Annotated in this window: 3 protein-coding genes; 2 read left to right on the forward strand and 1 reads right to left on the reverse strand. The window is 40.7% G+C overall.

What is annotated here, in order from left to right:
• Nucleotides 1-223: 223 nt before the first annotated feature.
• Nucleotides 224-421, reverse strand: a complete 198-nt coding sequence (locus tag EV200_RS10505) for a transposase (protein WP_132532273.1) — start codon at nucleotides 419-421, stop codon at nucleotides 224-226.
• A gap of 827 nt (nucleotides 422-1,248) precedes the next feature.
• Here EV200_RS10505 and EV200_RS10510 point away from each other — a divergent pair.
• The gene (locus EV200_RS10510; RefSeq protein WP_132532276.1) at nucleotides 1,249-8,283 is read left to right on the forward strand and encodes a type I polyketide synthase; all 7,035 of its coding nucleotides are present in this window, start codon (nucleotides 1,249-1,251) and stop codon (nucleotides 8,281-8,283) included.
• Nucleotides 8,284-8,298: 15 nt separating this feature from the next.
• Nucleotides 8,299-12,534 carry a type I polyketide synthase gene (locus EV200_RS10515; RefSeq protein ID WP_229676746.1) on the forward strand — a complete coding sequence of 1,412 codons (4,236 nt, stop codon included), beginning with the start codon at nucleotides 8,299-8,301 and terminating at the stop codon, nucleotides 12,532-12,534.
• The last annotated feature ends 31 nt before the right edge of the window (nucleotides 12,535-12,565 follow it).

A 12,565-nucleotide genomic window follows, 5' to 3' on the forward strand; every position in this document is an offset into this window, starting at 1 on the left:
CAGACGCACAAGGCCAACCCTGGCGTAAGCATCCTTCATTTCATGGATTACCTGGTACTGGACTTTTTTCTAATGGGCACCTTCAGCTCGGACTCCGCAATATCGATCATCCTGCTATAGGCCTCAGCACGTAACTGCTCGTCTTCCAACTGGCGTTCGAGTGCTTTGATGCGAGCTTTCAGCTCCTCATGAGAGGTATCAGATTGGACTGGCTTATTTGTTTTCAAGGGATGGGATCGAAGTACAAACTTAGCGAACATTTACCATACCTTTCATAATTGCGTTGCCAGTTTAAAATAGAGCTCTTTCCCTTGATCCCATAACGGCGACGGGCAGCCTCCTTACTGATAGCGCCACAGCTCACCTCTTCGATGATTGTGCGCTTGAATTGTTCACTGAATTCTTGAATCTCTTTTTTCATAAGTCTACATTTTTATGTAAACCTATTTTAGGACAAGACAATATTTCAACCACCCCGCCCTTTGGGCACCCCTCCAAAGGAGGGGAATGGCGACCGTCTAGCCAATTCATTTTGTTCAGCGAACACTCGCTGTAGAATTTACTCCAGATACTAATCTTGCTAAAAGATTTATTGATCATCCTCTTCTCTCCTCTGGTTTCGGCCTTTTTAAATGTTTACGAAAACATTAAGAATAAAAAGAAATAAATGATAAGTGTATTTTATACAATATGCCTCAAATAAAACAAATTTAAATATACATATTATAATAATTAATTATACATATGAAACTAAATGAAAATATTAATAAATAATAATAATCATACAAATTAAATTGCTTTTTATATTCAAATTAAGAAGCATATCACAAAACCCAACTATTACTAAAAATTCGATTGATGCGATTAAATGTGCCTAAAAACTTTAAATTAATATGTTTTTAACACTTTTTTAATCAAAAAATAACAGAAGTCGTCAATATTTTTCGTGTTTTCAAATTATGTTTGTATAATAATTTATATTAAATAGTATTAAAAAGTTTGTATTATGTATTTTTATATTTAATTTTATATCACTACTCATTACTATATTCATTTTATTCATTTCATATTTCAGTGCAAAAAATTCAATTTTTGATTTATATATTAGACTTATTAATAATACACACAAATAGTATCGGAAAATTGCTGCCAAATGGCATAATCATAAACTAATAATCAATCCTTTATTCCTTAGGTATCTGGAAAAAAGCCAGGGCTTAAGATGATAAAGCTAAATGATCTCAAATCATGAACAGACACCTTCTTATTGGGTTAACTCCCTTCGAAATCCCAGATGCCAGGCTAGTATCCAGTTTAGCAAAAACCTCTTGTTTCCCTGTTCTTAGCTTTGGGCATGACAAAGCCAAGGCTGAGCAGGCCTTAAAAAGTTTGAAAGAACAAACCATTATGGATTATGGCGTTTGCTATAATACCAATGAGTGGCAGGATATTGAATTGCCAGCCGAGGTAAGTCTGATTATTGCGCCTTTTGGCTTTGAGTTTAAAAAACAGCCTCAGGCTAAAGTCATCTACCAGATTTTTGATCTTGAATCTGCCCGGAAAGCCAAGGCTGCAGGTGCATATGGCATCATCATTAAAGGAAACGAAGGTGCAGGAAAAGTGGCTGCTGAATCTTCTTTTGTGCTCTTTCAGCGGGTAGTTAAAGAAGCTTTAGACCTTCCAATCTGGGTTCAGGGCGGCGTTGGCCTTCATACGGCAGCATCATTAATTGCGCAAGGTGCATCAGGTGTAATTTTAGACAGTCAGCTGACGCTCTTTGCAGAATGTGCTGCTCCGGCAGAATTAAAGTCTGTATGTGGTAAACTCAGTGGAACAGAAACTAAAATCATTGATCAACATAGGGTATTGGTTCGTCCTAATTCTCCAACACTGTTTGAAGATGATCAAAACTATTCAAAACTTAAAACATACTTTGGTGGCTATGATCTTAATACGAATTACCTGCCAATGGGCCAGGACATTAGTTTATCAATAGATCTGTTTGAAAAATATAAGAAGTTAGATAAACTTATATTTGGTTTGAAAGCTTCCATTTTCGGGCACTTAAAACAAGCAAAATCTTTAAATACCATCAGCGCAAATAATGCATTGGCTGAAGATTTAAACATCAAATATCCCATTGCGCAAGGCCCTATGACACGGGTAAGTGATGTACCACTTTTTGCCGATGCCGTTTCAACAGCCGGGGCTTTATCATTTGTGGCGTTATCTCTTTTAAAAGGTAGTGCGGCAAAAAACCTGATCGATCAAACCAAAGCATTGGCTGGTACAAAAACCTGGGGCGTGGGTATACTGGGTTTTGCTCCTCAAGAGCTTCGCGATGAACAACAGGAATACATTTTAGCTGCAAAGCCACCTGTATTATTGATTGCTGGGGGAAGACCTTCACAAGCTAAACCCTTTGAAAAGGCTGGCATTAAAACGTTTTTACACGTACCATCTGCTGCCTTACTGGACATGTATCTGAAAGAAGGGGCGAAAAGGTTTGTATTTGAAGGCCGTGAATGTGGTGGCCACGTTGGACCTTTATCCAGCATGGTTTTGTGGGAAAAACAGATAGAACGCCTTTTAAAAGTAGACAAACCTGAAGAGATCAGTATCTTCTTTGCCGGTGGTATTCATGATGCTTTTTCAGCGGCCTTTATTTCTATAATGGCTGCCCCCCTCGCCGCAAAAGGAATGAAAATTGGCGTGCTGATGGGTACGGCTTATTTATATACAAAAGAAGCGGTGAGCACGGGTGCTATTCTGAATAAGTTTCAACAGGAAGCCATGCAGGCGCAAGAAACAATATTACTGGAAACAGCTCCCGGTCATGAAACCAGGTGTTTAAATTCTTCTTTTGCCAACCATTTTAACCAGGAGAAATCCAAATTGCAGGCACAGGGTATCGACAAAAAACTGATCTGGGAAAAATTAGAAAGTCTGAATGTGGGCAGATTGAGAATTGCCGCGAAAGGAATTGAAAGACAGGGTGATCAGCTAGTTGAAATTAACGAAAAAGAGCAGACTGAACTGGGTATGTATATGATTGGCCAGATTGCGCCTATGCACCAGGAAGTTGTTTCTTTGGTTGATTTGCATGAGGCTGTAGCGACTGGAAATTATGAATATATTGATCAGGCCATCTTATCTGCACCACCAAAAAGTGAGGCAAAATCTTTAGATGTAGCCATTGTGGGCATGGCCTGTATTTTTCCTGGTGCTAAAAATCTGGACGAATACTGGAGAAATATTATCCTGGGAAAAGATTCTGTAACTGAAGTACCAGATGAAAGATGGAATAAAGCGGTTTATTATGATCCGGAATCTACTGCTGGCGACATGTCGCACTCTAAATGGGGTGGCTTCATTCCAAGAATAGACTTTGATCCGCTTGAATTTGGTATTCCACCACAATCTCTTGCTGCTATTGAGCCTACCCAACTCCTCACTTTGATGGTAGCTAAACAGGCCATGCAACATGCTGGTTACGGTGATGAAGGTGTTGATAAAGAAAACGTATCCGTGATTATTGGTGCTGAAGGCGGAAATGATTTGGCCAATAGTTATAGTTTCAGGTGTTTTTATAAACAGGTATTTGGTGAAATGCCAGCGGAAGTTGATGCTGCATTGCCTAAGATGACTGAAGATTCTTTTCCTGGGATTCTGGCGAATGTAATATCTGGCAGAATCACCAACAGATTGAATTTAGGCGGTAGGAATTTCACGGTTGACGCTGCTTGCGCATCTTCTCTTGCGGCCATTGACCTGGCTTGCCAGGAACTTTTCCTCGAAAAATCTGATATGGTGTTGGCTGGCGGTGCCGATCTTCATAATGGTATTAACGATTACCTGATGTTCTCCAGCACACATGCCCTATCCAAAAAAGGAAGGTGCGCAACCTTTGATGCGGAAGCAGATGGAATAGCCCTGGGCGAAGGAATTGCGATGGTGGTTTTGAAAAGACACGAAGATGCCTTAAGAGATGGTGACACGATTTATTCAGTGATTAAAGGCGTGGGTGGATCCAGCGATGGAAAGAGCCTTGGCTTAACTGCCCCTCGTAAAAACGGACAAATCAATGCTTTAGAAAGGGCTTACAGTCAGGCGGGGATCATGCCATCCAGCGTAGGCTTAATTGAGGCGCATGGAACAGGTACCGTTGTGGGTGATAAAACAGAAATCAGCGCTTTAACAGATATGCTGAATGAAACCGGCGCAACTGTGGGACAAACTTACCTAGGGTCGGTTAAGACGCAGATCGGACATACAAAATGTGCTGCTGGTATTGCGGGTTTAATTAAGGCTTCACTTGCCGTTTACCACGGAATTAAACCTCCTACTATAAATTTAAAAACGCCAAACAGTTTCTATAATGCTAAAACAAGTCCTTTCGCCTTCCATACTGAGGCTGGCTTATGGATGGAAGAAAAACGTTATGCTGGCGTGAGTGCCTTTGGTTTTGGTGGAACGAATTTTCATGCTGTGCTAGAAAGCGGTAAAAATATCGAGAACCAATATCCAGTTCTTAAATCATGGCCATCGGAATTGTTTGTATTTAGAGGCGATACTTATGAGGAAGCTAAAATAACACTCACTGATGTTAAAAATCTTTTGGAAGTTAATGGTCAGATTGCACTGAAGGATATTGCCTTCAGTTTGGCTACAGGTACACAAAAGCCAATACAGATGAGTATTGTAGCCAACAATGCTGAAGATTTAGTCATGAAAATTGACTTGGTTTTATCTGGCATTCAAAGTAAAGACACTTATAAAACCAATATAAAAGAAGGTAAAGTGGCCTTTCTTTTTCCTGGCCAGGGCAGCCAACGGATTAACATGGCAAGAGATCTTTTTGTGGTTTTTCCAGAGATGAGAAAATTATTAAAGGGCTATCCGGCTTATGAAAAAATACTTTTCCCTCATGCGGTATTTAATGCAGAATCGGCTACACTACAGAAAGAAAGCATTAAAGATACGCGGATGGCGCAGCCATTGCTCGGCATAGTCGATCTGGCTATTGCAAAATTGCTTCAATCTTTAGGTATTCAGCCAGATATGGTTGCGGGCCATAGTTATGGTGAATTACCAGCACTTTGTTTCGCAGGTGCTTTTGAAGATGATCAACTGGTTAAATTGAGTGCACAAAGGGCACAATCAATTTTAGATGCCGTTACAGATGGAGATCCTGGAAGTATGCTGGCCGTTAGCGCAAAACGTGAAGACCTGAGTGATTTATTATCAGGTATAGAAAATGTTTACCCTGTAAACTTTAATGCACCAACACAGTGTGTTATAGCAGGTTCAACAACAGGCATTCAAAATTTAGCCGCTAAATTGAAAGAAGCAAAAGTTTCTTTCCGACAGTTGGAAGTGGCTTGTGCTTTTCACAGCCCAATCGTAGCCAGGTCTAAAGACCTTTACCAAGAGGTATTGTCAAAAGTTCCATTCCAGAATATAGAAATTCCAGTCTGGTCCAACACAACTGCAAAAACATATCCTACAACTGCTTCAGCGATTAAGGAGCGCTTAACAGCACATTTGGTTCAGCCCGTACTTTTTGTTGATCAGCTGAATAACATGTACGATGCTGGTGCAAGAATTTTTATCGAAGTAGGTCCCGGCAAGGTATTAAGCGGGCTGACTAAATCTTGTATTGGTAAAGATGAAACTATTTTTCATACCGAAGATCAGGGCCAAAACAAGTTGAGTAACCTTCTTGGAACTTTAGCCAGCTATATTTCAACTGGAAGAACCATCAATCTTGAAAAATTATTCGAGGGAAGGTCTGCACAGTTTATTCAAATCGACCAGCCAACACTTTACAAAAAAAGTCCGGCCATCTGGTATGTAAATGGTCAACATGCCATACCATCAACGGGCAAACTTCCAGAAAACGGAGCCGCTCCAATCACCAAACCGATTATTCTTATGAAAGAAACACCAGGTCAGTATAGTAGCCAACAGGTTCAGTCATCCGCAAAAGATATGATGATGCAAGAATACTTGAATAGCATGAAAACGCTTATTCAGGCACAACGAGATGTGATGCTGTCTTTTTTAGGGCAGAATCCATCCGTTCAAATGCCAGCTTATCATCAAGCGCCACAAGCTGCTTACCAAACACCGCAACCCATTAAAATTGAAAATCAATTGATCGGGCAGGTAGAAATTTCACCAGTGATGGAAGTAAAATCTGCAGTATTGGTACAAAAGGACATTAAACAGGTTTTATTACAGATTGTAAGTGACAAAACGGGATATCCGCAAGAAATGCTGGGAATGGAAATGGATCTGGAAGCAGATTTAAGCATCGATTCCATCAAACGGGTTGAAATTATTGGTGCCTTACGTACTGAATTGGGCGGTTTTTCTGAGCTTAATCTTCCAGAGGATAAAATCATGGAACAACTGGCAGGCTTAAAAACACTGAGCAGCTTAGTCAGCTGGATTACAGAAAACACCCAGCAGCAGGCTCCAGAAATTCAGGTGGTGATTTCAACGAAAATCGCAGAGCCTCAAAAGTTGTCCATCGATCAGTTAAAATCAGCTATTCTGGATGTGGTGAGTGAAAAAACAGGTTATCCTAAAGAAATGCTGGGAATGGATTTAGACCTGGAGGCAGATTTAAGTATAGATTCTATTAAACGCATGGAAATTATCGCCTCGCTTAAAGAAAAAGTAGGTTTTGGTTCACAAAATGATCAGACAGATGATTTAATGGAAAAATTAGCCGCCATTAAAACCTTAAATAGTCTGGTTAACTGGATTGCGGATATAGAAACTGAAACTACCGAAATACTGATCGAAGCGAAAAAAATTATTGAGGATAGTATTGATGACCTCACGGTTAAAGAAAAACTTTCGCGATTGCGTTTTGAGCTTACACCTGCTGCACTAACCATAACAGAGGCGGCCATTTTAAAGGGGCAACGGTTTGCACTGACTAATGATGGCGGCGGACAGGCGCTTAAAATTAAAGCGATGTTGGAAAAACACGGGGCCATTGCTGATATCGTGAATATTGATGATTCATTGGAAAGCTATCAGGGCCTGATTATCCTGAATATGTTCGATGCGCAGAAAAAGGCAAGTATTCTGGATCACTTTTCTACCATCAAAAAACTAAATTTCGATACCGTAAAATGGGTTTATCTGATTGCTGATACAAAAAGGTATTTCAATGCAGAATCAGACATATCATTCTTAAGAAATTATCAAGGCTATTCGGGTTTCTTTAAAAGCCTGGATCGCGAATACGAGCACACCAAATGCCGTTTTATCAGCCTGGAAACTAAAATGTCGGCAGATGAAATTGCCAATGTTACTTTAAATGAAATTTTAAATCCGGATAAACCATCTGAAGTGATTTATAACGATCATAAAAGACACATCATGGAACTTGTACCTACGCAACTCAGTATGGAAACTGATGAGGCTCATATTCAATTGGATAAGGATGCCGTGGTGATGGTTTTAGGTGGTGCACAAGGCATTACCGCAGAGCTGATGATTCATTTCGCAAAAGATTATCCATGCCATTACATTTTGGTTGGAAGGTCGGCTAATCCGCAGTTAAGCCTTCAGGAAGCGACTGCAAAATTAGAAACGAAAGATGAAATCAGAAACTATATTATTCAACAGGCACAGTTATCTAAACCTGCCGAAATTGAAAAGGAAACCAATCGGATTTATAAAAACAATCAGATTCTCCGTTGCATTTCCACACTTGAAGAAGGTGGCTCAACCGTGGTTTACGAATCGTTGGATCTTCGGGATGAAGATGGCCTGAACAGATTAATCAAACAGGTATACCAGGAATATGGCAGAATTGATGGCGTGGTACATGGAGCAGGTTTATTGGAAGATAAATTGTTCAGCAGTAAAACTTCAGAATCTTTTGAACGGGTTTTCGACACTAAGGTAACACCGCTTCGGGTACTTGCCGAGCAGTTGAGACCTGAAACCCAATTTGTTATTCTTTTCTCCAGCATTGCGTCTGTTTATGGAAACCGCGGACAAACAGATTATGCCGCTGCAAACAGCGTAATGGATAAATATGCCTGGGCTTTAAAACAAAAAATTAAAGGAAAGGTAATGGCCATTAACTGGGGTCCATGGAAAGGTGCCGGAATGGTTTCTCCAACCCTGGAAAAAGAATATCAACGCCGTGGTATTGCCATGATTCCTTTACAGGATGGAATGGAAACATTCTTAAACGAACTGAAATATGGGAAAGAGAGTCAGGTTTTAATTATGGCTGGCAATACCTGGACTTAAATTTAAAGTACAACCATGATGAAAAAAAGCGATGTGGCAATTATTGGAATGTCTTGTACGTTTCCCGGGGCTAAAAACGTGCAAACGTTTTGGGAAAACATCCTGAATGGCATTGATTCGACTCAAACCGTTCCTGCCGATCGCATTGATCCGGTACATTTTGATCAATCGGCGACTGGCGTAGATCGTTTTTATTGTAACAAAGGCGGTTTTATTCCTGAATATAGCTTTGATCCTCAGCGATTTGGAATCCTACCCTTAGCCGTTGAGGGTACAGAACCAGATCATTTAATTACACTTGATCTGGTGCATACCGCCATGGAAGACGCTGGTATTTTTGAAAAAAAATATAGCCTGGATAAAACCGGAATCATCATCGGCAAAGGCAATTACACGGGCCCGGGGGCAACCAGAGCCATTGAAATTGTAAGAACAGGAGAACAGATTTCGAGTGTACTCAAAGACCTTCTTCCACATTTATCTGATACAGACCTGGAAAAAGTGAAACATGAATTTCAGTTTAAAAAGGGACGTTTCAGTGCTGATACTGCCATGGGATTAATCCCTAACCTGGTTGCTTCACTGGTGGCCAACCGTTTTAATTTAGGTGGCCTGGCCTTTACATTGGATGCGGCTTGTGCCAGTTCACTTTTAGCGGTTGACCATGCCGTGCAGGAACTGAACAGCGGACGTTGCAACATGGTGATTGCCGGTGGTGTTCATTTGGGTCAGAATGCTGCCTTCTGGAGCATCTTCTCACAATTAGGTGCTTTATCCAAACAAGAAAAAATTAAGCCATTTGATCAGCATGCCGATGGGTTGATTATTGGTGAAGGCTGCGGCTTTGTGGTGCTTAAGAAACTGGATGATGCCCTTCAGGATCAGGATAAAATCTATGCTGTAATTAAAGGAATTGGCGTAAGTAGCGATGGAAGCGGAACAAGTGTGATGAGCCCATCGGTTAAAGGTCAGCTTAAAGCCGTTGCACAAGCCTGGGAAAATTCGACACTTGATCCTCAAAATATCGGGTATCTGGAAGCGCACGGAACGGGTACGCCACTAGGCGATAAAACAGAAATTGAAACCTTAAAACAGTTTTTTGGTGAAAATGAAGCTTTACCAAAGGCTGGAATTGGTTCGGTAAAATCGAACATTGGCCATGCCATGCCTGCAGCCGGAATAGCCGGATTAATTAAAACCTCTTTAGCTTTATATCACGGCGTTATCCCTCCTACTTTACATTGTGACGAACCTTTGGCTCAACTTCAAGAAACCAGGTTCTCAGCCGTTCAAAAAACAATTAACTGGGCTAATTCGGGTTTGCCAAAGCTGGCTGCAGTAAATGCATTCGGTTTCGGAGGCATTAATGCACATGTGGTTTTAGCGGGTTTTGATCAACCCAAAAAAGACGAAGTGATTGTAATGGCCCGCCAAACGCAACAAGAATTAATTGATGCGCTTGAGGCTAAAGATTATAGCCCGGGAACTGGGAATTTCCGCATCGCCATCTTTAATCCAACGACGGATAGAATAAATAAGGCGATTAAAATTGTAGCCAAGAACATGCCTTGGAAAAACAAACAGGATATTTGGTACAGCAGAAACCCTTTGCTTGAAAAAGGTGGCAAAATTGCCTTTGTTTTTCCAGGCCTGGATGGTTTATCAGGAGGAGAAGTAGATAGTGTGACTCAATATTTCAACATCCAAACTGACGAGCAGGAAACGAAAGAAGGACTGCTGAGTGATGCGCTTCAAACCTTAAACAAAAGCAGTGTTTTAGACCAGGCGCTAAAAAGTTTAGGCATCAAATCAGATATGAATGCGGGTCACAGTTTAGGCGAATGGCTTGCGGCAAGATCCTCAGAGCTGGCAGAAGAAAGTTCTGTGATGAATTTACTGAAAGTGCTAACGCCGGAAACATTCGAATTAAAAGATTCACGCTTTATTGCCATAGGTTGTGGTGTAGAAACTTTGGAACCCGTGATCGAAAGTATTTCAGACTTATACATTTCAAATGATAACTGCCCGCAACAGGCTATTCTTTGTGGCAGCAAAAATGCATTGGAAGAACTGGTTCCAATTTTAAAGGCAAAGCAGATTTTTCATCAGATTTTACCTTTCCAATCAGGATTTCACTCCCCTTTTGTTGCCGATAAATTAGAAGTCATTCTTGCTGGCATGAAAGATATGACGTTCAGAAAAACCACTACTCCATTGTGGTCGGCCACTACTTTAGAAATTTACCCCGAAGGTTTTGATGCCATCAGGCAATTAAGTGCTGAGCATTTAATTAAGCCGGTGCGTTTCCGGGAGCTGACCGACAAACTTTATCAGGAAGGTGCGAGAGTATTTATTCAGGTTGGTTCGGGTGGATTAACAGGTTTTATTGATGATACTTTAAAAGGAAAAGAAATCAGCACGATTAGTGCAAATGTTCCGATCCGTTCAGGCATTACCCAGTTACAAAGAGTGGTAGCTGCCTTGTTTGTTGAGGGAAGAGAAATTGGACTGGATTTTCTTGGTCAGACAAAATCCAGTTCGGTTAAACCAAATAAAGGGATTAAGCTTGTACTGGGTTCACCCATTATCCATCATCTTCAAACTTTAAAAAACCTTGCTATTCAAAATCAGCCGAAGGCAAAACCTGTATTTGCCGATTCGCTGCATCCTGTTTTAAATGCATTTAATGAGAATGTTTTAGAGATGATCAGCATGCAGGAGGAAATGATCGGGCATTTTGAAAAAGCAAACTTCAACGATCAAAGCCAGCCAAGTTTTGAATACCAGCATCCTGTAAAAACCATTCGTAAACCTTTCAGTCAAAAGCTGGATGTCAGTTTAGATCATCAACCCTATTTAATTGATCACTCCCTTTTAAGACAGCCTAAGGGATGGCCCACTGTAGAAGACATGGATCCGGTAATCCCCATGACGATGATTTTTGAGCTTTTTGCAGAAATTGCCCTGGCGCAATCTCCGGAGGAGAAGGTTCATAAAATCAAAAACATGCGTGTTTTTCAATGGATGAATGTAGTTAAACCTTTTCAGGAAACCGTTACCGGAGAATGGAAAGATGATGAAACCGTTTACCTTAATTTAGAACGCTTTGCCAATGCTGAAGTAAAGCTTTCACCATTTTTAAACACAGCACCTGATCGTAATTTTGATATCGGTGAAAAGCTAAATATAGACCGGACAGCGGAACAGATTTACGATGCCCACATGTTTCATGGCCCTGCTTACCAGGGCATTAAAAAAATTGTTGCAGTTGGCCAGAACGGAATTACCGGAATTATTGAAGCGGCCGATGGTAAAGGTTCACTATTGGATAATGCCGGGCAACTTTTTGGTTTGTGGCTACAGCTTACCCTCGAAAAAGATCGCATTGCCTTTCCTGTGAAAATACAGGAAATAGAGTTTTTTGGCGAGATTGCTGAACAAGATGGCACATTTGAATGCACTTGTGTACTCACCGAATTAAATGATGAATTTGCTACGGCAGATATCGTGATGAAAAAGGCTGGTCAGATCTGGCTCATCATTTCGGGCTGGCAAAACCGCCGTTTAGAGATCGATGAACCGCTTTGGAATGTATCCATGTCACCACTGCGCAACCGCTTATCTGAAGAAATTGCACCTGGGGTTTTCCTTTTTGGAAATGCCTATTCGAGGGTGGTATCATGGGATTTTATCCTGAAAAGATATTTCAATCAGACAGAAAAAAAGCACCATAATAGCCTTTTACCCAATAAAAGAAAAACCTGGATGATTAGCAGGGTAGCTGCAAAAGATGCGGTCAGGAATTTACTGAATACCCAAAAACAACAGGCTTGCTACCCTATCACCTTCGAAATCTATTCGGATGAATTTCGCAAACCCTATGTTAAAGGTGGTTTAACTGAAGGGATACAGATTTCAATTGCCCATAAGGGAACAGATGCCGTGGGTATTGCCAGGTTTGATCAGGCTGTTGGAATAGATATCGAAACCATTGAAGAAAGAAGTCATGCTTTTTTTGACCTGGTTTTCAATGACCACGAACTGGAACTTTTAGCACAAAAAGACAAAACCGAATGGGCAACCCGCTTCTGGGTAGCGAAAGAAGCTTATGGCAAATTTTTAGGCAAAGGCTTACAGGGAAACCCCAAGGCTTACACCGTAGAAAAAATTAATGGTGATGAACTCATCATTAATAACATCACTATCAAAACAATCAAACACCAAAACTATATCATCGGATGGACACTATAACAACTAAATTAAGCAAAGAAGAGATTTTCAA

The sequence above is a fragment of the Pedobacter psychrotolerans genome, assembly GCF_004340665.1.
Lineage (GTDB): Bacteria > Bacteroidota > Bacteroidia > Sphingobacteriales > Sphingobacteriaceae > Pedobacter > Pedobacter psychrotolerans.

Coding starts and splice junctions, on each gene's coding strand:
- EV200_RS10505 (WP_132532273.1), bottom strand. CDS start 421: ATGAAAAAAGAGATTCAAGAATTCAGTGAACAATTCAAGCGCACAATC.
- EV200_RS10510 (WP_132532276.1), top strand. CDS start 1,249: ATGAACAGACACCTTCTTATTGGGTTAACTCCCTTCGAAATCCCAGAT.
- EV200_RS10515 (WP_229676746.1), top strand. CDS start 8,299: ATGATGAAAAAAAGCGATGTGGCAATTATTGGAATGTCTTGTACGTTT.